Here is a 23,985-nt window from a genome sequence, read left to right on the forward strand (position 1 = left end):
ATTAGACGAACTCCGCGGAGGGCAGAAGGCTGGCGAGCTCCTCGTCGAGAAGGCTCTGAATGGTCTCGTGGCTCGCACCCTCGAGCGCGTCGAGCGCGGCGAGTGCCTCGCGTGCAGGCTGCGCCTCGGGCGGAAAGAGCACGCCGAGAAGGTGCTCGGTGAGCCGCTGCAACGTGGGATGGTCGTAAATGAGCGTCTTGGGCAGCCGCAGTGCGAGATCGCTCGAGAAGCGGTTCGCGATGGTGACGGCCAGCAGCGAATCGAGCCCGAGCTCGACGAGCCCTTGGTCCGGACGAACCTCGGTGCCCGCATGCATGCCCATGACCGAGAGCACCACGGCGCGCACGTGCCCGTAGAGCACCTTGGAACGCTGTCCAGCGGGCGTGACACCGAGCACGGTGACGATGGGGTCGACCGCGCTTTGCTTCTTTTCCACGAGCCGCTCGAGAAAATGCTCGAGCGGCGGATGTTGCTCGAGCACCGTTTTCCACTCCGCTTCCACGACCGTGACGTCGGTGGTGCCATCGCGAAGCGCGCCCTCGAGGGCATCCAGCGCGCGCTCCTGGGCCATGGTGTCGAACCCGCGGCTTCGAAGTTGGGCGACCACCGCATCGGAGGCCATGGTGCTCTCGGCCCACGCGCCCCAATGCACGCACACCGCGCGCAGTCCGAGGGAGCGGCGATGTTCGGCCAAGCCCTGCAAAAAGGCGTTCGCGGCTGCGTAGCTCGTCTGCCCCGCGGCCCCGAGCACGGCGGTGGCCGACGAGTAGAGAACGAAGTGCTCCAGGTTCATGTCCTTCGTGAGCCTGTGCAGGTTCCACCCGCCATCGAGCTTGGGCGATAGAACGCGATCGAACGCCTCGGGGCTCGAGCCGGCGAGCAGGCCGTCCTCGAGCACGCCCGCGCCGTGGAATACCCCTCGAAGCGGCGGCGCCGACGCGCGCAGTTCCTCGAGCGCACGGGCGAGATCGTCCACATCGGCGACGTTCGCCTGCAAGGTCACCACGCGTGCACCTTTCGCCTGCAGTGAGGCGATCGCGCTTCGCTGCTCGGCATTGGGCACGCGCCGGGAGACCAGGGCCAATGTCCTTGCGCCCGAGCTCACGAGCCGCTCGGCGGTGGCGAGACCGAGGGAGCCCAGGCCGCCGGTCACGAGGAATGTGCCCTCCGCATCGAGCGGTGCGGGGGTTGGCAAAGCATGGGCCGTGAGCCGTGGCACGTACCACTGTCCCGTGCGCCACGCCGCCTGGCGTTCCGCCGCCGTGCCCGCGAGCCGCGACACGATGGCGCTTGCCTCGCCTTGGTGCGGACGCGCGGGAAGATCGAGCAAGGTCACCGCGAGGCTCGGCTCTTCGTGTGCGAGCGCGCGGCCGAAGCCCCAGATGGCGGCGAGCTCCGGTGCGGCCACCATATCGCCGTCCAGGTGCATGGCCGCACGGGTGAGGAAGGTGACGCGGGGCCGGTGCTCGGTGTCCAGCAGCCGTTGCACCAGGGCGCGTGCGGCGTGCAATGCGGGGAGCGCGAGCAGCACCTCGTCGACATCGAAGGAGTCCGCCTCGCACACGCCACCGGACGCCCGAATGGCCGCGCGAAGCTGCTCGGCGAGCGCGCCATCGCCCGCGACGAGGAGGTAGCGCTTGGGGACGGCGGATGCCGGCGACTTCGCGTCGGCGATCCACTCGGTGCGGTACGTGCGCGCCGGTGCATCGTGAAGCGCGAGCCAGTGGCGACGCCGCTGCCAAGGATAGGCCGGGAGCGATCCGCGGCGATCCGCGCGGGGCGCCAGGCGCGACCAATCGGGCTCGATGCCGTGGACATAGAGCGAGGCCACGGCCGAGAGCAGGCCGCGTCGGTCGTCCTGTCCGCGTCGCATGCAAAACGCGGTCGGGGCGTCGGCGATGTACGGTGTCAACGCCGGGTGCGGTCCCAGCTCGAGGAACGCGTTCGAGGCGCCCTCCGCGTGCGTGCTGGCGATGGCCTCGGCGAAGCGCACCCGCTCGCGCATGTTCTTGGCCCAGTATTCCGCGGTGCCCACGGCATCGCGTTCGCGCTGGCCGGTGACCGTGGAATGAAACGCGACGCGCGGCGCTTTGGGCCGAAGGCCGTGCAACTCGCGAACGAGCTCGCCCTGCAACGCGTCCATCTGCGGACTGTGAAAGGCGTAGGCCACCGCGAGCTTCTTGCACCGCACGCCGCGCGCTTCGAGCGCGCGCAGCGCCTCCTCCAGCGCCTCGGGCCGGCCCGAGAGGACCACGTCGCGCGCACCGTTGTGTGCCGCAATGACCACCTCGGGGTGCGCTTCGACGAAGGCGACGGCCTCGGCGAGCGGCAGTGCGACGGAGGCCATGGCGCCCAGGCCAGCGGTGCGCTCCATCAAGCGCGCACGGTGATGCACCACGCGCGCGGCCTCGTCCAAGGTCAAGATGCCCGCCGCCCAGGCGGCCGCCACCTCGCCGACGCTATGGCCCACGACGGCATCGGGTCGGATCCCCCAGTGCGCCAGCGTCTTCGTCAGCGCAACCTGTAGCCGAAAGATCGCCGGCTGCGCCACATCGGTTCGCGCGAGATCGGGCGCTCGTTCGACGCGTCCCGCCACGCGCTGAAAGGCGGCGTCCACCTCGGCCACGGCATCGCGGAACACGGCCTCGGTTCGCGAAAGCGCGGCGCCCATCTCGAGCCAGGGCTGCCCTTGCCCCGTGTAAACGAAGACGCATCGCGCGTTCGGGCGCTTGCTCCCGTACACGACGTCGGGGTGCGGCCGTCCTTCCGCAAAGCTGCGCAGCGCCTCCGCCGCGCCCGCGCGCCCCTCGGCGAGCACGACGAGCCGCTCCTCAAGATGATCGCGGTGAAGGGCGCGAAGCCCGGCGACGCCCTCCACGGTGAGCGCCGCATCCCCCGCCTCGAAGAGATGCGCATGCCGCGCCGCCATCTGGCGCCGCGCCTCGGTATGGCTCGCCGACAGCGGGATCAGGTGCGGCGCTGCGCGGACTTCGGCCGGCTCCGTCGCGCGCGCAGGGGCCTCCGCAAGCACCACGTGCGCATTGGTCCCGCCAAAGCTGAACGCGCTCACGCCCGCCACGCGCGGTGTTGCCCAGGGACGCGCCTCGTTTGCGAGCTCGATGCCCGGCGGCAAGGTGAGGTGCGGATTCTGCGCCTGGAAATGCAGATTGCGCGGAATGGTCCCGTGGCGGAGGGCCAGCACGACCTTGATGAGCCCCGCGATGCCCGCCGCGGGCTCGAGGTGGCCGATGTTCGTCTTCACGGCACCCAGCACGCAGCGCGTGGCCTGCGCGCCGAACACCTCGTGGATGGCTTCCACCTCGATGGGATCGCCGAGCGATGTCCCCGTGCCATGCGTCTCCAGATAAGAGACCTCGGCGGGGCTTACACCGGCACGGGCCAGCGCCTGGCGAATCACGGCTTGCTGGGCCGCGCCATTCGGCGCCGTCAGACCATTGGTCTTCCCGTCCTGGTTGACCGCGCTCCCGCGAACGACCGCCAGAATGCGCGCACCGGAGCGCTCCGCATCCGTGAGCCGTTGGAGCACCACCGCTCCACTCCCCTCGCCGCGCACGAAGCCGTCCGCGCGGGCGTCGAATGTCTTGCAGCGGCCGTCGCTCGCCATCATGCCCCACCGCGTGAGGCTGGTCGTGAGGTGCGGCGTGAGCACCAGGTTCACGCCGCCGGCCAGCGCGATGTCGCACTCGCGGGCGCGCAAGCTCTGGCAGGCCAGGTGCACGGCGACGAGCGACGAGGAACACGCGGTGTCCACGGCGAGGCTCGGACCGGTGAGGTCCAAGAGGTACGAAATCCGATTGGCGATGATGCAATGCGCGGAGCCCGAGCTCGCGTACGCATCGACCTCGTCGAGGCTGCGGAACTGATGCCAAATGTAATCGAAATTGGAGACGCCCACGAAGACGCCGGTCGCCGTTCGGCGCAGCGATGCGGTGGGCAGTCCGGCATCCTCCAAGGCCTCCCAGGCCGTCTCCAAAAAGAGGCGCTGTTGCGGGTCCATGGCCGCCGCTTCGCGCGGGGTGATGCCGAAAAACTCCGCATCGAAGCGCTCGACGTCCTCGAGAAAGCCTCCCCAGCGCGCACCGTTCGCACGGCCGCGTGCCGTCTCGGAGATGGCGTCGCGGCCTTCGACGAGCAGCTCCCAATACGCGCCGACGTCCGGAGCCCCGGGAAAACGACCGGCCATGCCGATGATGGCCATGGGCTCGTCGGCGGTGCCGGCCGCGAGGAGTTCGGCCAGCAGGGTCCTCTGTTCGGGGGTGAGGCTTTCCACCACCTCCTGGAGCTCATTCAGCATCGACATCGGCCTGGTTCCTGGGCGTGAGAGTCTTCGAACGGGACAGCCGCGACAGAGCACCGAGCAACGCTGCGCCATTGCGGGCGTCGATGCGGGGGACGGGCGGCGCGGCCTCGACGGGTGCCGAAAGCGAAAGCTTCGTCTCCAAGAAGCCACCGAGCGCGTCCAAGTTGGGGTGGTTGAACACCATGGTCGGAGGCAGCCGCACGCCCAGCGCGCGCTCGAGGCGGTTGCGGAACTCCAGGGCCATGAGCGAGTCGACCCCCATCGCGCTGAAGCTCTGTTGGCGATCCATCGAGCCCGGATCGCGGCGCAGCACGGCCGCCATTTGCCCCTGCACCCAATGGCGCAAGGTCTCGCGCTGCTCGCGCGTATCGGTCATCGCGCGCAGCCGCTCGAGGATCGGCACCTCGGCCTCGACGCCGGCTTGGAGGACGCCGCGCACGAGATCCTTGAACAGCGATGCGCGCGCCATTTCCGGGTGGTGCGCAAACCAACGTGCGAGTCGAATCGGGAGGATGGCCACGTTGGCGCGCGTCTGGGCTAGGGCGCGCTCGAAGGCCTGAAGGCCCAAGGCGGGCGCGATGGGCACGAGCCCTTGCTCCTGCAGACGCTGCCCGCGCAATGCGCTCGAGGCGGCGAGCCCCACCTCGTCCCAGATGCCCCAGTTGATGGATAGCGCCGGCAGCCCCGCGTCCTGCCGCTGCACCGCAAAGGCGTCCATGAAGGCGTTGGCGGCGGCGTAGTTCGCTTGCCCGGCCGCGCCGAGCAACGCAGCACCCGCAGAGAACAGGACGAAGAAGTCCAGGCTTCGCTCGCGCGTGTGCTCATGGAGAAGCCGCGTGCCCTCGACCTTGGGCCCTGCCACCGTGGCGAAGCGCCGCGCGTCCTGCTGGTACAGCGTGGCATCGTCGAGAACGCCCGCCATGTGCAGAACGCCGCGAAGCGCTGGGAGTGCGCCGTCCATCTCGCGAAAGAGCCCTGCGACGGCATCGGTCCGAGCGATGTCCACCTCGCGTACCCACACCTTCGCGCCGCGTGCGCGGAGGCTCTCCAGGCGCGTTTGCACCTCGGGCGTCGGTGCATGCCGCCCCACGAGAACGAGGGTGCGCGCCCCACGATCGACGAGCCACTCCGCGAAGGTGAGGCCCAAGCCACCTAGGCCGCCGGTGAGGAGATAGGTCCCCTCGGGGTGAATCGCCGTCGAGGACGCGGGCGCGGTTCGGGCACGTTCGAGCCGTCGCACGAAGCGCTTTCCATCGCGCAGGACAATCTCGTCTTCGTCGTCCGTGGCATAGAGCTCGCGCGCGAGCGCGTTCGTCTCCTCGGGCCCCGAGAGCTCGACGCGCACGCAGCGAGGCCTGGGCAGCTCGGTGGCGATGACCCGACCGAGCCCCTGCAGGGACGCCGCGGCGAGCGATCCCGCGGCGGTGACGAGCACCAGCTTCGTTCCCTGAACGGTGCGCGCCTGCTGAAGTGTCTCGAGGTACAACTCGTCCAGCGGCGCGTCCGGACGCTGGAAGGGGCGCAGGTCGATCACGCCTTCGAGCGACGTCGCGGCCGCATCCGCGGGAACGATACGAGCGCCACGCTCCTGCAGATGGGCCACCAACTGCGCGTGCACCGTGTCCGGTGCCCCGACAACGACCCACGCCCCCGGCTCCGCGGTGCCATCTCCAACGAGAGGGAGCTCGCGCAGTACCGGCTCGAAGAACCATTGGCCCACGTCATCGAGGCCGTCGGCGTCCTTGCGCAGCAAGGTCAGACCGCGCGTCTCCACGAGCACACGCCCCGCCTCGTCGAGCACGAGCACATCGCCGCGGGCGGTGGTTCCATCCTCCAGAACGCGCGCCGTCGCGCGCACCCATGCGGCGGCACCTGCATCGCCGAACACCGTGGCATGTTCGATGCCCAGCGGAATCCACGTATGCGAGGCATGCTCGCCCTGCGTCAGCAGCGCCGCCACCACCTGGTGGGCGGCATCCCACGACGCCGGATGAAAGACATGGGCGTCCGCATCGGGCTCCTCGCTGGAACGCAGCCGCCCCAACGCTTCGCCCGGCGCGAGATGAACCTCGGAGAGCCCTTGAAATCGCGGCCCGTAGGCCAGGCCGCCTTCGTTCATCCGCCGATAGTGCGTCTTACCGTCGCGCAGCACCGCCCCGCTCGGAGGCGCGATGGAGGCGGTCCGCTCGGTCCGCTCGAACTGAGAGGATCCCTGCGCCTCCAGCGCCTCGAGACGAAACGTCGCGTGCACCGTCCACTCGTCGGGCGCCGAGGCATCGCGGCTCGCGATGGTTCCTCGCAGGCCCTCACCGCGCACCAAGCCGAGCTGCACCCGACGTGGTTGCTCGGGCAACAAGGTGAGCGCTTCGCGAAACGAGACATCGGCCAGCGACACGGCACCGAGCCCCGATACTGTTCTGGCGGCCGAAAGCGCAAAGTCCAAATAGGCCGTCCCAGGCAGGACCGTCATACCGCGGACGCGGTGGTCGGCCAAGAATGCCAGGCCATCCTCATCGACGTCGAATTCCCAATAATGAGCTTCCGGTCCCGCCGCCGGCCGAAACGCGCTGCCGAGCAGCGGGTGCCCTTCCGCGCGGCGGCGCGGGCGCGATTTGGATAGCCAATACTCGCGTCGCTGCCACGGATACGATGGTGTGTCGACGAGCGCGCCCGAGGCCGGGCACACGTGGGAGAAATCCACCGCGTGGCCCATCGCAAACAGGCTCCCCAAGGATGTCGCCAAGCACGCCGCCTCGTCCTCCTCGCGACGCAGGCTGGGCAATGCCACCGGCCGATGGCCTTCGGCGGCGTCGATGGTCTTTTGAATCGCCGGTAGGAGCACCGGGTGCGGGCTGATCTCCAGGAAGGCCTGGACACCATCCGCGAGCAGCGCCTCCAATCGCTCGTGAAAGAGCACGGGACGGCGCAGGTTCTCCGCCCAGTATTCGGCATCGAGTTGCGCTCCATCGAGGATCGCCCCGCGCGCGGTGGAGTAGATTGGCACGTGCCCGCGCCGCGGTCGCACGTGCGCCAGGTCGGCACGGATGCCCGCGAGCAACGGATCCATCTGCGCGCAGTGCGAGGCGTAATCCACCTTGACCTTGCGGCAGAACACCCCGCGCGCATCCAAGGTTGCCAACAGTGCGTCCATGGCCGAAGGCTCGCCGGACACGAGCACCGTCGACGGACCATTGTACGCCGCGATGGATAGCGCCTCGCCGTAAGGCGCGAGCGCCTCGATGGCTTCCGCGGCGCTCGTTTCCACCAGCGCCATGGCCCCGCGTCCGCGGGTTGCCTGCACGCGCTGGCTGCGGCCGCAGATCACGGCGGCTGCGTCATCGAGGGAAAGGGCACCGGCCACGTAGGCGGCGGCCACTTCGCCCATGCTATGGCCGATCACGGCGTGAGGGCGAATGCCCCATGCTTCCCAATGCTTCGCCAGCGCCACCTGCACGGCGAACAACGTGGGCTGCACAACCGACACTTCGGTGAACGGGTCCGTGCCCGGCTTCGCGTCGAGCACCTCCAAAAGCGAGAAGCTGGCCCACGGTCGAAAGGCGCGATCCACCTCGTGAATCGCCTCGCGAAAGGCGGGGCTGCTCTTCATGAGCTGCTGCCCCATGCCCACCCACTGCGAGCCCTGGCCGGGGAACACCATGGCGACCTTCACCCCGTCCCGCGCCTCGCGCCCCAAAAGCACCGTCCCGGGCAGCGCATGACCGCGCACCGCCGCATCCAGTTGCTGGAGCAGCTCCGCTTTGCTGCGAAAGGCAAACCAGGCGCGCTGGCCGTGGTGCGTGCGCCGGCGGCATGCCGTAAAGCTCAAATCGGAAAGGCGCGCCTCGTCCAAGCTCGCCACGGTTTCCCGCGTCGAGGCCAACAAGGTACCGAGCGCGCGCGGATGCTTCGCCGTCAAGGGCAGCACGCCGACCGACGGTGCCGGCGCCGCATCGCCCGACGTGGGCGGGGCCTCTTCCAGCACGGCGTGCGCAATGATGCCGCTGAAGCCGAACGAGCTCACCCCGGCGAGTCGCTTGCGATCCGCGGGCCACGCGACCGGTGCGGTGGGGATGACGATGCGCGAGGCATCGATCGAGATGACGGGATTGAGCTTCTCGAAGTGCAGGTGCCGAGGAATGCGCTTCTCACGAAGCGCCACCACGGTTTTGATGATGCCGCCCACCCCGGCCGCCGCCTCGGCGTGCCCCAGGTTCGTCTTCAGCGAGCCGACATAAAGCGGGGACGCAGCGTAGGCCGCCTGAATGGCGTGCAGCTCGATGGGATCGCCCAGCGGTGTGCCCGTGCCGTGCGCTTCGACGTAGGAGACGTCCTCGCTTCGAACGGCGGCATCCTTGAGGGCCGCGAGGATCACCTTCTGCTGCGCGCGACCGTTGGGAACCGTGAGGCCGCTGGAGGCTCCATCCTGGCTGACCGCCGAGCCGCGCAGCAGCGCGTGGATGCGATCGCGGTCGCGCAGGGCATCGGAGAGCCGTTTCAGCACGAGAAGGCCGCAGCCCTCCGCGCGCACGTAGCCGTTGGCGCGTGCGTCGAACGTCTTGCAGCGGCCGTCCGGTGCCAGGGCGCCGGTCTGCGAAAGATAAATCGTGGTCTCCGGCGCGAGCATCAAGCTGACGCCTCCCGCCAGCGCCAGGTTGCACTCGCGGTTGCGCAGCGCTTGCAGGGCAAGGTGCACCGTCACCAGCGAGGACGCGCATGCGGCGTCCACGGCCATGCAGGGCCCTTGCAGGCCATAGACGTACGAAAGCCGGCCCGCGGCCACGTTCAAGTAGCTGCCCGTCCCCGAATAGACGTCCAGCGCACGCGGATCCTCCGCCGCGCGGGCGGCGTACTCCGACAGGGTGATGCCCACGTAGACGCCGGTCGAGGAGCCGCTCAAGCTCGTCGTGGGAATGCCCGCGTTCTCGAAGGCCTCGTACGAGACCTCCAGGAGGAGCCTCTGCTGCGGGTCCATGCTCTCCGCCTCGCGCGGCGAGATGCCGAAAAAGTCGGCGTCGAAGGTCCTCACGTCGGGCAGAAAGCCACCGCGCTTGCTGACCATCTTGCCCTTGGCCGAAGGATCGGGTGCATAGTGCGCCTCCACGTCCCAACGATCCGCGGGGATGTCACTCACGGCATCGACACCGCTCTCGAGCAGGCGCCCAAAGCTCGCGAGATCGTGCACGCCGCCGGGGTAGCGGCATCCGATGCCCACGATGGCGATGGGTTCGCGCACGGCGGTGGCCTTCCCCTGTTCGAGTTGCCGTTCGAGAAGGGCGCGCTTTTGCGGGGAGAGATTCTTGATGCGGTCGTCGATGGAATTCATGTCGGTTGAGCGAGCAGTCGCTCGGCCTCGTCGTCGTTCACGTTTTCGACGAAGGCGAGGAGCGCCTCCAGGTCGTGCCCTTGCGGCTCCTCGGCCGGGGCTTCATTCGTCCATCCGAAGCAATCGCGCATCACGAGGTCGCGGATCTCTTTGAGGGTCGGATGGTCGAACACCATGGTCGCGGAGTACCCCGTGCCCAGGAGCCGATTGAGGCGGATGGTGAACTCCACCGCTGTGACCGAGTCGAACCCCATCGAGAAGAGGCCCTGCTCGGCACTGATGATGCTTCGCGCATCGAGTCCGAGCACGCGCGCCGCCGTCTCACGAAGAAGCGCCAGCACGCGTTCGCACTGCTGCGAGGCCGGCTCGTTCTGCCACTGTTCCTTGAGGGACGACGCGGCCGCTTCCACTTCGGGAGGAGGCGCTGCCGCCGACGTCTCCGCGGAGGCAAGGGCTGCCAGCAGCGGGCGCCGGCCGTTCATCTCGTAGATCGGGCGGAACGTGGTCCATTTCACGTCGGCCACGGCCGCGACGGTCACGCCCGATGCGACGAGCTCCTCCAACGCGTCCAGAGCGCGCTCCGGCGCCATCGCACGCATGCCGAGGCGGGTCCAGCTTTGGCGTCTTTCCGCGGTGGTCATGCCTTCCGCGTCCCACATGCCCCAGCACACGCTGAGCGCGGGCAAGCCGAGCGCGCGCCGGTGTGCGGCCACGGCATTGAGGAACTCGTTGGCCGCCGCGTACGGACCCAAGCCCGAGGAGCCCCACACGGAGGCGGCCGACGAGTACACGATGAAAAAGTCCAGCGGGTGCTCGAGGGAAAGCTGGTGGAGGCACCACGTGCCCGCTACCTTGGGTGCCAACGTCTCCGCGAGCAGCGCCTCGTCCACTTGGGCAAAGGGCACGTCGCGCGAAACGCCGGCCGCGTGCACGATGCCCTTGAGCGGGTGCGCGCCCTTCGTCCACGCATCGAACAGCACGCGCATGGCCGCGGGATCGCTCACGTCGGCGGCATGAACCGAGACGGTGACGCCCAGCTCTTCCAGCTCACGAATCGCGTTTGCCTCCGGCGCCCGCCGCGCCAGCAGCGCGAGATGGCGCGCACCGCGCTCGGCCAAGCGCTTCGCGGCGAGAAGCCCGAGGCCTCGCGTTCCGCCGGTCACGAGGTAAAGGCCCGAGGGATCCAGCTCCCACGGCGATGCCGTGTGCGCCTGCTCGGCGCGGGGACGCAACCGCAGCCCGTAGCGGCGGTTCGCGCGAAGGGCGATCTGATCCTCCCCGCCCGATTGCAGCATGGCCGATACCAACGCCGGCACCTCGTCGTCCGACGCAGCAAGCGGCAGGTCGATGAGCCCTGCCATGGCCCGATGCGCCTCCAACGCGAGAACGCGTCCGAGCCCCCACACGGGCGCGGCGAAAGGTTGGACGCTCTCCCCCGAGGTCACCACTTGCGCCCCGCGGGTGACGATCCACACCTTGGACGGCGAAGAAGCCTTTTCCAGCGCTTGAACGAGGCGCACGAGCGACAAGCAGCTCGATTCGACGTGGTTCTCCTCGACGCTCTCGGGCACGTACACGACGAAGTCGACGCGATCGAACTCGGAGACCGCCACCACGGCGCGCACGGCATCCGGCGTCGCGCGCGAGACGGCATGCCCCTGCGCATGCAGGTGCGCGCAGAGCGCGTCGACCAGCGCCGTGGCCGTACCGACCACCAGCCACGACGCGCGACGCGGCGGCATGGCGGGCGCCTGCACCTCCTCCCAGTCGAGCGAATGCACCCACTTCATGGCCGTATCGAGCCAATGGCGTCGATGTTCCCACGCGTAATTCGGCAGGGAAACCAGAGCGCCCTGCCGCGGACCAGGAAGCACGTCGGGCGACACGCCGGCCGTGTACAGCGCTGCGGGCACGGCGCGCAGGCAAACTGCTTCATCCTGCTCGCGGCGAAGCGTGGCCACGGCGCGAGCGCGCGCATCGTGTGCCTGGAACGACTCGCCCAGATCGACCTGCAACACCGGGTGCGCGCCCACCTCGAGGAAGGTGTCGTGCCCCTGCTCGAGCAGTTGCGCCACGGCCTGCGCGAACACCACGGGCCGTCGCACGTTCTGCGTCCAATGGGCAGCGTGCTCGGTGCCCTCGGAAAGCTCGGCCCCCGTCACCGTGGACACGATGGGCAGGCGGGGTGCGGGCGTGCGGGCGCCCGGTCCGAAAATGCCATCCACGGCTTGCCGGAGTTCATCGAGAATCGCATCGGCCTGGGGGCTGTGAAACGCGTAGTCCACGGGCAGCATCCGCGTGAACACGCCCTCGGCGCGAAGCGCGTGCACCAAGGCCTCGAGCGGCGCAGCTTCGCCGGCCACCACCACGGATCGCGGGCCGTTCACCGCGGCCACCGCAAGCCCCGGCTTTGCCTCGAGGCGCGCCTCGATATCCTCGCGCGCAAGGCCGATGGCCGCCATCTTCCCCGCGCCCGTGAGCCGCTGCATCAACCTGGCGCGGTGAAATACGAGCGCCGTCGCCGCGGCGCGATCCATGACGCCCGCCACGCAGGCCGCCGCAATCTCGCCCACGCTATGCCCCACCACCGCCGCGGGCCGAATGCCCATCTCCTCGAGGCACGCCACGAGGGCCATCTGCACGGCGAAAAGGCACGGCTGCGCGATCTCCGTCGCATCGAGCTCGCGACCGCTGGTCAGCGATTGCGCGATGGACCAGCCCGCGAACGGAACGAAATCGCGGTCGATCGCGGCAATCTCCGCGGCAAAGCGCCGGTGGCTCGCCATCAACCCGCGCCCCATGCCGCGCCATTGCGAGCCCTGGCCGGAAAACACGAACACCGGACGCTCGGCCTGCGCCGTCCCCGATCCACAGCACCAGCTCGGGGCCGCACGCCCCGCCAGAAAGGCCTCCGCGGCCTCGAGCAGCCCTTCGGACGAATCCACCGTAAAGGCGGCCCGATGCTCGAAATGGTTCCGCCGTTGGAGTGCCGTGTAGGCAATGTCTTCGATGCGCTGCGTGCATCCCTCGCGACGCAGCCAGCCCGCCAGTCGTTGCACTTGTTTGCGCAAAGAGCGTTCGCTCTTCGCGGAGACGCACACGGTCGACGACGAAGCCCGCGCTGTCTCGTCTTTCGAGGGAATTGGCCGCTCCGGAGCACCCTGCACGATGACGTGCGCATTGGTACCGCCCGCGCCGAACGAGCTGACCGCTGCAAAGCGCTCCGCCCTGGGCGTTGTCCATTCCGTAACATCGTTGGCCAGCCGGAGCCGGGACCCTTCGAAGCGAATCAGGGGATTGAGCTGTCGAAAATTGCGATTGGGCGGGATCCGACCATGGTGCACGGCCAATACCGCCTTGATGAACCCCGCAATGCCCGCGGCGCCTTCCAAATGCCCGACATTGGTCTTCACGGCGCCGAGCACGCAGGCATTTCCTGCCGCCTTGCCGTAGGTCTCGTTCAGCGCCTCCACCTCGATGGGATCACCCAGCGAGGTGCCCGTTCCGTGGGCTTCCACGTAGCCGACGGCGCCGGGGTCGACACCGGACGCCTTCAATGCGCGGCCGATCAGCGCCTGTTGCGCAAGACCATTGGGCGCGGTGATGACGCTGGTCGCACCGTCTTGATTGACCGCCGACCCCCTGACCACCGCGAGGATGGGATCCCCATGGGCCAGCGCATCGTCCAATCGCTTCAGCACGACCACGCCCGCGCCCTCGCCACGCACGAACCCATTGGCCGACGCGTCGAACGTCTTGCATTCGCCATCGGGGCTGAGCATTCCCCATTTGGAATAGGAAATACTCAATGTGGGGGACAAAACGAGGTTCACCCCCCCGGCGATGGCAAAATCGCAATCACGGGTGCGAAGACTTTGGCAGGCCTGGTGCACGGCCACCAACGAGGACGAGCAGGCCGAATCGATGGCCATGCTCGGTCCTTTGAGGTCCAAGTGGAACGAGAGCCGATTGGCCGCGAAACTATAATGCGTGCCCGTGCTGGTGTACGCGTCGATGTTCGATGGGCTCTCTTGAACGGTGGCAAAGTAATCGTTGCCCATCAGGCCGATGAAGACGCCCCCCACGTCACCGGAGTGCTTTCGAAGCGAGGCTTGGGTCAGGCCGGCATTTTCGAGTGCTTCCCAGGCCACCTCCAGAAGCTGACGGTGCTGCGGATCCATGCGCCGCGCCTCCCGCGGCGACACGCCGAAAAAGGCGGCGTCGAATGCGTCGACCCCGTCGATGAACGCACCGCGATCGCTGAGGATGGCGCCGGGCGCGGACGGATCCTCGTCGTGGTAGTCGTCGATGGGGAAGCGGTCAGCGGGCACGCGGGATACGCCGCTTCGCCCCTGCATCAATAGCTCCCAAAACCGATCGGGAGTCCGTGCCCCACCGGGGAAACGGCAGGCGATTCCCACCACCGCAATGGGCTCGGCGTGTGCCGGACGCGTCGCGTGCTTTTCCTTGCTCTGACGCAGTCTTTCCGCCAGCAATCGTCGGTTGGCCGGATCGAGCTTGTCCAACTTGTCGAGAATTCCGCTCATTCCCCTTAGAGACTTTCTCTTTGCGCAATCCAAAGAACGAAGCACGAATGAATCGAATTCGAACTTAGATACTTGGGACCGACTTTTTCTATTTTTGACACATTAAGTCAAATCAAAAATCGAACAACCATTTACGTCATTCATTCGGATGACGTCAGCTGTGAGCCGGCACCGTGCACCTCGCGGTTGCCACGGCAACCGGAGCATCGAGTCCGCGTCGCAACAACATCGGCAACGCGCTCGAAACATGGGGAAACACTGGGCACCGAGTCGCCTCGTGCACCGCCGCCCCGCAAGCTACGCGGCACGGAACGTTCGCGGTAGTCGCCCGAATGCGCGACACGAAAATAGGTATTAACGATAAATGCCGACCTTGCAGACAATCTTCGGCGTCGTTATGTCACCACCACCATGCGCACATTCCCGGCGGGCTCGGAACTTTTGAATCCATATCCATTCTTCGAAGACATGCGGCGGAATCATCCCGTGGCGTTCGACGAGCAAGCGGGCCTTTGGGCCGTGTACCGTCATGCCGACGTGACGGCCGTTCTGGGCGATCATCAAAACTTTCCCACGTCGACCATCGAAGAGGGCGTGTTGCCCGCGCCCGAGTGGCGGCGGCTCTTCAGCCTCAATGCGTTCGACCCTCCTCATCACACGCGCCTTCGCAACCTCGCCTTGCGCGCCTTCACGCCGGCGGCCGTGGCCCGCCTGCAGGCTCACATCACGACCATCGTCGATCGGTTGATCGATGCCGTGGCCGACACGGGGCGGTTGGATCTCGTGGGGGACATCGCAGGTCCCCTGCCCACCATCGTCATCGCCGAAATGCTCGGGGTTCCCGCGGAGGATCAGGAGCAGTTTCGCCACTGGTCCGACGAAGTGGGCGAGCGGGCCAATGCCCTCGTGCTCGATCCGGAAAATGGGGTACGGCGCTTGAGCGAAGCGCTCTCCCCCATGGAGGATTACGTGCGGCACGCGGTGGCGGAACGCCGGCGCCAACCCAAAGACGATTTGATGAGCAGCCTGCTCGCGGCGGAAATCGACGGTCAATCGCTGGAGGAGCCCGACTTGGTGGCTTTCTGCATGCTCCTGTTGATCGCAGGCAACATTTCCACCACGCATTTGATTGGCAATGCCATCCGCGTCCTGCTCGATCATCCGGACCAACGCGAACACTTCCTCGCCCACCCCGCCCAGATGCCCGGCGCCATCGAGGAGCTGCTTCGTTACGACTCACCGGTCCTCGCTGCGCCGAGATGGATTCGCCATGATTACGAGCTCGGGGGCATGAAGCTGCAACGAGGGCAGCGGGTTATTTGTTGGCTCGGCGCCGCCAACCGCGATCCGGAAGCGTTCCCCGATCCGGACCGGCTCGATCTCACGCGCAAAGCCGCGCGCCAAGTGTCGTTCGGCCACGGCGCGCACTACTGCATGGGCGCACCGCTCGCGCGGCTGGAGGCACGCATTGCGCTGCCGGCCATCCTGCAACGCTTGCCAGAGCTCACGCTGGTCGAAGGTACGCAACTCGAACCGGTGCCGGGCTACCTCCTACACGGCATGGTGAAGATGCCCATGGAGTTCAAACCGGCCTGACCGCGCAATTTCAAATTGGATTCAAGGCTCGATCCATTGGAATCCATCGTTCGATACCGAGCGATTGGTTTCCAATGGATCGCGCGTCCCGCGCTTGACCGGGAAACGGAGCCTCGTATAACTGCATAAATACAATATCCATCCAATTCGTCCGGGGGGCCGTGATCCCGAACTCCGAAAGGTGGATAGGAAATGGCTCGACACTCCGTTTTGGTTCCCGTCGTCCTGCTCGCCCTCGCGTCGGCGGCCTGTTCACGAAGCGAACGCGCGCCGGCGGACACGGACGCATCGGCGGTCGTGACACCGGTGGCAGTCGATGGTCGCAGGCTCTTTCTCGAACGTTGTTCCGTGTGCCACGGAAAGGACGCCGAGGGTGCACAGGGACCGACCTTGCGCGGGCTCGCCGGGCGTCAGGCGGGAACCCAAGATCCCTTTGGCTACACGGCGGCCATGCGCGCGCTGAAATTTCGATGGGACGTGCCGACGCTCGACCGATTCCTCGAGGCCCCCACCGAAGTCGTGCCCGGCACTGCAATGGTGCTCGCCGTCCCGGTGGCCGCGGAGCGCAAAGCGCTCGTCATGTACCTGCTCTCGCTCGAGCCGATACCCGAGGTCGCGGACAACGATGCGCACGATGCTGGGCCGCCCCCCGCACCGACCCCCGGATTGCACGTCGCGAAGGACGCGCTCGGTGGCTTTCGGAGCGATGCGCCCGGGGTGCGGCGTCGCATCACCGTGGCGGATCTGCCCGCACCATTCGCCACGAAGGCGCGGCGAAACAGCGCGAAGGTCGTCGAGCCTCCCGCGGGTGCTGCGCCGAAGCTTCCCGCGGGCTTCCACGCCACCGTGGTGACGACGCTCGGCAAACCGCGGCTCCTGCGAACCGCGCCCAATGGCGATTTGTTCGTGGCGGAGAGCTTCTCCGGGCAAATCATGGCGCTTCACATGAGCAAGGACGGAACGACCGTCGAGCGCACCGAGGCCTTCGCAAAAGGGCTGGACCAACCCTTCGGCATCGCGTTCTTCCCGCCCGGCCCTTCCCCGCAGTGGATTTACATCGCCGAGCAGAACAAGGTGATTCGATTCCCCTACGCGAATGGCGATTTGACCCCTCGCGGTACGGCGGAAGTCATGGTGGCCACGCTCGCTCCCAGCACCGGTGGCCACGCCATGCGGAATCTGGCGTTCTCCAACGACGGCAAGCGCATGTTCGTGGCCGTCGGCTCGGAGTCGAACGTCGCCGAAGATCTGCCCGCCCGCTCGCCCGACGAGATTCGCACCTTCGAGGCATCGCATGGCTTGGGCGCGACCTGGGGACCGGAGGAATCGCGCGCGGACGTGCTCGTCTTCGATCCCGACGGAAAGAACGGCCGCACCTTCGCCACCGGAATTCGCAATTGCTCGGGCATGACGGTGCAACCCAAAACCGGCATCGTGTGGTGCTCGACCAACGAGCGCGACGGCCTCGGCGACGATCTGGTTCCCGATTACGTGACACGCGTGCGTGAGAATGCCTTTTACGGGTGGCCCTGGTACTACCTCGGCGACCACGAGGATCCACGCCACGCGGGCAAGCGAACGGATCTCGCGGGCAAGGTCACCGTCCCCGACGTGTTGCTCCAGCCGCACTCGGCGCCGCTTCAAATCACGTTTTACGACGGTGCGATGTTCCCAGCCGACTACCGAGGGAATGCCTTGGTCGCGCTCCACGGCTCGTGGAACCGCGGAGGGCGCACCGGCTACAAGGTGGTGCGCGTGCTCACGAAGGATGGTGTTCCCACCGGCGAGTACGAGGACTTCATGACCGGGTTCGTCATCGACGACGCGCAAGTATGGGCACGCCCCGTCGGCATCACCGTGGGCAAAGACGGCGCGCTCTTCGTGAGCGACGATGCCAATGGGCGAATCTGGCGTGTGACGTATTCGAAGTAAGGCCGCGCGCGTGGCGGGCGGGGCCGTCCCTCCCGAGAACGCCTCGCCATTACCTCGGAGGTCATGGCCAGCGTTCCCCGAGGATATTACCTTCTGCAGCGATGGCGGTAACGACCGAAGAGAGCACCGTGGGAACGCTGCTGCGCGCCTGGCGAACGGCGCGGGGCAAGAGTCAGTTGGCGGTGGCGCTGGAGGCAGGCATTTCCTCGCGCCACTTGAGTTTCGTGGAGACCGGGCGCTCCAGCCCGAGCCGTGAAATGGTGCTCACCTTGGCCGAGACGTTGGAGGTCCCTTTGCGCGAGCGCAATGCCTTGCTCACCGCGGCGGGATTCGCCGCCGTCTACCGGGAGACGCCGCTCGATGCGCCCGTGATGACGGATGTGCGCGAGGCGCTGTCGCACATTCTTCGAGCGAGCGAGCCCAATCCCACCTTGGTGGTAAACCGCCGCTACGATCTGCTGATGGCCAACGACGCGGCGCAGCGCTTTACGTCGTTTTTCGTGCCCGATTGGCGCGGGGGGCCGAACATCATCCGCATGCTCCTGGCACCCGACGGCCTGCGCCCCTACGTGCAAAACTGGCACGAAATCGCCAGCGACGTGGTGCACCGAACGCGCAACGAGCTGGCCTCGAGCCAAACGCGCGACGAGACCGACGAGGCGCTGCTTCGCGATCTCGTGACCGCCGAGGCCGAGTTGCGCCGCGACGGCCGGCCCGCGCGTACGCCATCGATCCTCGTCTCGATGAAGATGCGCAAAGGCGACGTGGCGCTCGATTTGTTCACCACGATCACGACCTTGGGCACGCCGCTCGACATCACCCTTCAAGAACTGCGCATCGAAACACTGTTTCCCGCAGACGCGAGAGCCCGCGAGGCGCTGTTGCGCATCGTGGGCTCCGAGATGCAATGAGACTTAGGACATTTTGCCTGATGGACCGCCGGCCTCCCGCTTGCCCGATGGAGCGCCGGCATCCTGCCGGCGGTTAGCCGGCTTCCAGCCGGCGCCGCGATCGCCGGCCGCCGAGACGGCGGCGGACCGCCGGCAAGATGCCGGCGCTCCATTGCGTGGGGTCAGTGGACCGGCGAATTCGAGACGCACTCGATGGTCGTATCGATGCGGAAACGCGATGCGGTGGTGTGACGCTCCGCGTGGAAGAGGTCCATCGGGTAACGCTGGCCTTTGACGAGGCCTAGCCGGGCTGCCTGCTCGTCGAGCTTCACGGTGGCCAGAAGCTCCGGGTGCAGGCCGCCGAGATCGATGGCGAGCTTGTTGTTGATGAAGAGCCAAAGATCGTCGTCCCCGCGGAAGGTGAACTCTTCGCCGCCGTTGTAGACGAAGGAAAAATGCGCCTCGGTCGTGAAGGCGAAGTTGTGCGTAGCGGGGTTCCCGTTTTGCTCCTTCGGACCATTTCCGAAGCCCTTGCCATCGATGGGGAAGAAGGTCCGATCGTCGAAGACGTAATGCTTCGCGCCAGCGTCGGTGATCGTTTCCTTGAGCTCGAGCGGGACGATGATCCGCCTGTTCGCGTTCAGGCCGTCACCGGCAACGTCGTGATACCAAGCGTCGAACGCCGTCTTCGATGTGGTCTCGAACTTGTTCGGCTGGTTCGGATAGTGATGCGGGCCGTCGCCCACGTACGCCGGTTTGCGATCGGGCAAACTCAAAGCCTCGGCCACAATGCCGGTCGTGGCCTCATCTCCCTGAAAATGCTCGAAATCCGGATGGCCCTGGGCGCTGTCTTTGCACCCCTGATCGTCCGCCTCCTCGCTCCCTGTAATTTGAGCGTTGCACGGCTTGAAATCGCGAATCACCGCCTGAATCACGTGTTCGCATTCCCCGCCGTCGCCACCCGAGCCGCCCTCTCCGAAGCCGCCTTCCCCGAAGCCGCCGCCGTTGTCCGATCCATCTCCGTTGAGACCTCCTCCGTCTCCCCTCGAATTGTCGAACTCCGACCCGTCCGACCCGCAGGCCATCAAGTACGCGCCACCACCGATGGCGGAAATGAACAACACCGAAGCAAGGATTCTCGAGCGGTACATAAACGCTCAAGTTATCGCGCTTCGATAACCGAACAACGAGAAAATCGGTGTGATCGTATTGTCACGGGGCAAACGTAGGACGAGCGCGGACGACTCCTACGGATGGCGCCATCGTCGTCGTCTACGGCATATCGATGCCATTACCGCCGGCCCACCACGACGCCGATGCCATCGACCGTTACGATGGTGACGCGGTGGCGGGCAAGTCGGCGTCCTGATGAGACGTCAGTGGACCGGCGGCTCGTTGTCGACGCACTCGATGGTCGTGTCGACCACGAAGTTGGACAGATCCGTGTGACGCTCCGCGTGGAACAAGTCCATCGGATAACGCTGGCCTACGGTGAGGTGCAAATCGTCCACCCTCACGCTGCCATTGCGCGCGGGGTGAAGACCGCCCAAGTCGATGACCAGCTTCTTGTTGATGAAGAGCCAAAGGTCGTCGTCCCCGTCGAACGTGAAGACCTCGCCGCCGCGGTACACGAAGGTCAAATGCACCTCGGTGGTGAAACCGTAATTGTGCGGGCGATTCCCGCTGCTGTTCGCAGGTGCGTTGCCCCAGCCCTTGCCATCGACGGGGTAAAATTGGTTCGGGGCAAAACGATAATGCCCCGGGGTGGACGTCTCCTCGAGCGTAATCGGATACTCGATGGCCACGTTCACGCCGGGCGTGTCGCGATACCACTGGTCGAATCGGGTCTTGTCGGTGGTCTGAGGCCTATTGCGATCGCCGTTGTAATAGTGAGGCCCGTCCACGAATACCGGTTTGAGATCGGCTCCGAGATTTTCGTCTACGATCCCCTCCGTCGGCCCCTCCCCCGTGTAGTGCTCGAAATCAAGGTGCCCGGTGGCGGCCGAACAATTCCCGGCAAAGGTTTCGGCGCATGGCTTGAAGTCACGAATGATCGCCTTGACGACATGGTTGCACGGCTCGGCGTCGCGATGGCCATTGCCACCCTCTCCATTGAGACCACCGTCGCCGAAGCCACCACCGGGGCCGGCATCAGCGCCGCGAAGGTCGCCGCCGTCCTTGTTTGCGTCATTGAACTCCGAAGAGTCCGAGCCGCAGGCCATCAAATAGGCGCCGCCACCAAAGGCGGAAATGAACAAAATCGAAGCAAGCATTCTCGAGCGGTGCATGGCCGCTCACGTTATCCGGCTTCGATATCCGAACAATCACAAAATTGCTGTGATCGCCTGGTCACGGAGGCAACGTAGGACGAGCGCGGACGACTCCTACGAATGGATACGGCGTCGTCGTGTCCGACGAACTGTTGCCAAGGCAATACCCAATGCCACCAACCCCGCGCCGGCGCCCATCGATCGCGATGACGCCGGACTGGCTGAGCATCCTCCATCGTCTCCGCCCGAACCATTGTTGGTCGGCCGGCCCGTTTCGACCAATGGGCTATTGCCCGATTCATTGAAGGCGCTTTGGATGAGGCTCTTGAACGGCGCGGTCTGCGTGTAGTCGTTGTCGGCGTTCGTGCACCCGTCGGCCGGATTGGTCGCATCCTTGCCGTTGCCGCCGCGCGACACGACACCGATGAGCGCCCCGGTATCCTCCGAGAAGCCTGGTCCGCCGCTGTCGCCAGAACACGTCGACTCGCCAACGAGAAAATCGTTGCCCGGAACGTCGACCCGATCGTCCGAATAGGGCCCGACTTGCACGATGGGGATGCCGGTGCGCTGTTGGCGCTGCGCCGGGTACTTGGTATCCAGCGTGACGCCCCACCCTACGGCGGTAATTTTCTCGCCCTTGCTCGCCTGGGAGTCGAGCCGGATCCTGGCGAGCGGTATCGTCGACGACACGTTGTTCTCGAGCAGCACCAACGCGAGATCGTGACCGCACACCGCCGTCGCATTATCGTGGAAGATCTTTTTGCCACGGGCGGCCGCTTGGGCCGGCGTCGTCCCATTGAAGACCGGCCGCGTCGTTCCCGTGAAGACGTACAAATCGGTCGCCTTGTAATCGGCCCCCACCTCGCCGCCCCCGTTTCCGTCGTTCTGAACCTTGCCGTTTTTGTCGCAATAGAAGGGCTGTTTGCCGGTCTCGGAAACGCAGTGACGCGCGGTGATGAGCAGGTTGGACGCGACCAACGTGGCCGTGCACGTCTCCCCACCATTGCCGTTCTCGACGTGGACGAGCATCACCACGGCATTCTGAGAAGAGGGCGATGCCGAACCGGAGATGATGGGCTGGGAGGTGGAGCCGGTGTTTTCCTCAGCGGCATGGGCGGATGAAGCCGCCGTCAGAGCGGCCGCAAGTAGTGGAAGCAAGCAGGAAGAAAGCGGTTTCTGCATGGGGCTGGAAATTCCCTAGCACAAGGTTTGGCGGGGGCCATTCCGTCTTGGGGAACTCGGCTGGCGCGGCGGGTGGTATAGAAGGGGCCCGCATGCTCGACATTGCCTTCATCCGCCAGAACGCCGACCTCGTTCGTGCCGCCATTCGCAACAAGCGCTTCGACCTCGACTTGGACGAGCTTCTGTCCGCCGACAAGCGCCGCCGCGAAGTCATCACCTTGCTCGACGAGAAGCGCGCCCGGAAGAACCAGGTTGCCGCGCTGATCCCCAAAGCCTCGAAGGAGGAGCGACCCAAGCTCATCGAGGAAGGCAAAGAGGTCAAGGCCGCCATCGAGAAGCTCGAACCGGAGCTGGCCGAGATCACGCGCGTCTACGACGACTTCATGCTGCGCGTGCCCAGCGTGCCGCGGCCCGAGGTGCCGGTGGGCGCCGGTGAGGACGACAACGTCGAGATCCGCAAGGTCGGCACACCGCGCGCGTTCGACTTCGAGCCGAAGGACCATCTCGACTTGATGCAGAGCCTGGGGATGGTGAACTTCGATGGTCCGCGAAAATTCGCGGGCGGTCGCTCCTACGCATTGACCGGATTGGGCGCGCTGCTCGAGATGGCGGTGACCCGGCTCACCGCGGACGTTCTGGTCCAGCGCGGGCTCACCATGGTCATTCCGCCGGTGATGGTGAAAGAGCGCGCCATGCAGGGCACGGGCTTTTTCCCGCTGGGCCGCGAGGAAGCGTACGCCATCACGGCCGACGAGCTTTTCCTGGTGGGTACGAGCGAGGTGGCCTTGGTGTCGCTGCACGCGGACGACACTTTGGACGAGGCGCAGCTGCCGATTCGCTACGCGGGTCTTTCGCCGTGCTTCCGGCGCGAGGCCGGCGCCTACGGCAAGGACACGCGCGGTCTGTACCGCGTGCATCAATTCACGAAGGTGGAGCAGGTCGTCTTCTGCCTGCCGGACGAGGCGGTGGCCGAAAAAGAGCATTATCAGCTGCTCGACAACGCCGAGGCGGTGCTCCACGCGCTGGAGATCCCGTACCGGGTGGCGCTGGCCTGCACGGGCGAGATTGGTCTGGGGCAGACGCGCAAGCACGAGGTGGAATCGTGGATGCCGAGCCGCAACGCCTACTCCGAGACGCACTCCTGCTCGACCTTGGGTGACTTCCAATCGCGCCGTTCGAACATCCGCCTGCGCCTGGCGAACGGCACCTTGGTGTACCCGTACACCCTGAACAACACGGCCATTGCGAGCCCGCGCATCCTGATCCCGCTGCTCGAGAACCACCAGAACCCCGACGGCTCGATCACCCTGCCCAAGGCCCTGGTCCCCTACATGAACGGGCGCACCAAACTCGAACGCGGCGGAAAATAAGGCGCCCCAAATAAGGGCGGGCCTCCCAAAATCTGCTATCGACGCGGGCCCCACCGGTACGCTAGTGTCGGGACCCGCAAAGACAGCGATGGCGTGGTAGCCAAGTGGTTAGGCAATGGTTTGCAAAACCATCATACGTGGGTTCGAATCCCATCCACGCCTCTTCGTCAATGGAGCGCCGGCATCCTGCCGGCGGTCCGCCGGCTTCCAGCCGGCAAGTCTCGGTGGAGTTTCGCCGCTCCCGAGGTAAAGCATAGGCATGCGTTCCCACGACACGCATCCGGCTGCTTATGAAGTACAGCTCGACGTCTATCGGCGGATGACACCGGGGCGTAAGGTAGAGATCGCACTCGAGCTGAGCGAAAGCGTACGCCGGACGGCGCGCAGCGGGATTCGGAAGCGGCATCCCGAGTACTCGGAGCAGCAGGTTACCCGCGCCTTGGTCGCCCTGATCCACGGGCGAGAAACCGCGCAGCGGGTCTGGCCCAATGAGCCGCCCGTAGTGCCGTGAGCGATCCCACGGCATTCCTGTCCTCGTTAACGACTGCACTGAC

At 66.4% G+C, this 23,985-nt stretch carries 11 protein-coding genes and 1 tRNA gene; 6 read left to right on the forward strand and 6 right to left on the reverse strand.

Going from position 1 to position 23,985, the window contains the following annotated elements; genetic code table 11:
• Nucleotide 1: 1 nt before the first annotated feature.
• From LZC95_38940 to LZC95_38950, 3 genes are read right to left on the reverse strand one after another with little or no spacing between them, the layout of a single operon-like run.
• Nucleotides 2–4,321: a type I polyketide synthase gene (locus LZC95_38940; protein WXA92416.1), complete on the reverse strand. Its 4,320-nt coding sequence runs from the start codon at nt 4,319–4,321 to the stop codon at nt 2–4.
• Nucleotides 4,305–9,644, reverse strand: a complete 5,340-nt coding sequence (locus LZC95_38945; protein ID WXA92417.1) for a type I polyketide synthase — start codon at nt 9,642–9,644, stop codon at nt 4,305–4,307. The genes LZC95_38940 and LZC95_38945 overlap by 17 nt, the downstream gene beginning before the upstream one ends.
• Nucleotides 9,641–14,191 carry a type I polyketide synthase gene (locus LZC95_38950; GenBank protein WXA92418.1) on the reverse strand — a complete coding sequence of 1,517 codons (4,551 nt, stop codon included), beginning with the start codon at nt 14,189–14,191 and terminating at the stop codon, nt 9,641–9,643. The genes LZC95_38945 and LZC95_38950 overlap by 4 nt, the downstream gene beginning before the upstream one ends.
• Before the next feature lie 411 nt (nt 14,192–14,602).
• On the opposite strand from LZC95_38950, the gene LZC95_38955 reads away from it, so the two are divergent.
• The 3 genes from LZC95_38955 (at nt 14,603) to LZC95_38965 (ending at nt 18,630) form a co-directional block, all read left to right on the forward strand.
• Nucleotides 14,603–15,787, forward strand: coding sequence for a cytochrome P450 (locus LZC95_38955; GenBank protein WXA92419.1), 1,185 nt, complete (start codon nt 14,603–14,605; stop codon nt 15,785–15,787).
• Between the two features lie 192 nt (nt 15,788–15,979).
• Complete coding sequence (locus LZC95_38960) at nt 15,980–17,719, forward strand: PQQ-dependent sugar dehydrogenase (GenBank protein WXA92420.1); 1,740 nt, start codon at nt 15,980–15,982, stop codon at nt 17,717–17,719.
• Nucleotides 17,720–17,820: 101 nt separating this feature from the next.
• On the forward strand, nt 17,821–18,630 hold the full coding sequence (locus tag LZC95_38965; GenBank protein ID WXA92421.1) for a helix-turn-helix transcriptional regulator: 810 nt from the start codon (nt 17,821–17,823) through the stop codon (nt 18,628–18,630).
• 161 nt (nt 18,631–18,791) lie between these two features.
• Here LZC95_38965 and LZC95_38970 read toward each other — a convergent pair whose 3' ends face one another.
• The 3 genes from LZC95_38970 to LZC95_38980 all read right to left on the reverse strand — a co-directional run bounded on the left by LZC95_38970 (nt 18,792) and on the right by LZC95_38980 (nt 22,061).
• Entirely contained in the window at nt 18,792–19,733 is a 942-nt protein-coding gene (locus tag LZC95_38970; protein ID WXA92422.1) for a fibro-slime domain-containing protein, read from the reverse strand.
• A 252-nt stretch (nt 19,734–19,985) separates the two neighbouring features.
• On the reverse strand, nt 19,986–20,897 hold the full coding sequence (locus LZC95_38975; GenBank protein WXA92423.1) for a fibro-slime domain-containing protein: 912 nt from the start codon (nt 20,895–20,897) through the stop codon (nt 19,986–19,988).
• 96 nt (nt 20,898–20,993) lie between these two features.
• Nucleotides 20,994–22,061 (reverse strand): trypsin-like serine protease, encoded by a 1,068-nt coding sequence (locus tag LZC95_38980; protein WXA92424.1) that lies wholly within the window; start codon nt 22,059–22,061, stop codon nt 20,994–20,996.
• Nucleotides 22,062–22,153: 92 nt separating this feature from the next.
• Here LZC95_38980 and serS point away from each other — a divergent pair, with 92 nt between their 5' ends.
• The 3 genes from serS (at nt 22,154) to LZC95_38995 (ending at nt 23,942) form a co-directional block, all read left to right on the forward strand.
• Nucleotides 22,154–23,431 carry a serine--tRNA ligase gene (gene serS, locus LZC95_38985; GenBank protein WXA92425.1) on the forward strand — a complete coding sequence of 426 codons (1,278 nt, stop codon included), beginning with the start codon at nt 22,154–22,156 and terminating at the stop codon, nt 23,429–23,431.
• Nucleotides 23,432–23,521: 90 nt separating this feature from the next.
• Nucleotides 23,522–23,593 (forward strand) — tRNA-Cys (locus tag LZC95_38990).
• Nucleotides 23,594–23,690: 97 nt separating this feature from the next.
• Complete coding sequence (locus LZC95_38995) at nt 23,691–23,942, forward strand: hypothetical protein (protein WXA92426.1); 252 nt, start codon at nt 23,691–23,693, stop codon at nt 23,940–23,942.
• Nucleotides 23,943–23,985: the final 43 nt, after the last annotated feature.

The organism is Sorangiineae bacterium MSr12523 (assembly GCA_037157775.1).
GTDB classification, from domain to species: domain Bacteria; phylum Myxococcota_A; class Polyangia; order Polyangiales; family Polyangiaceae; genus Pendulispora; species Pendulispora brunnea.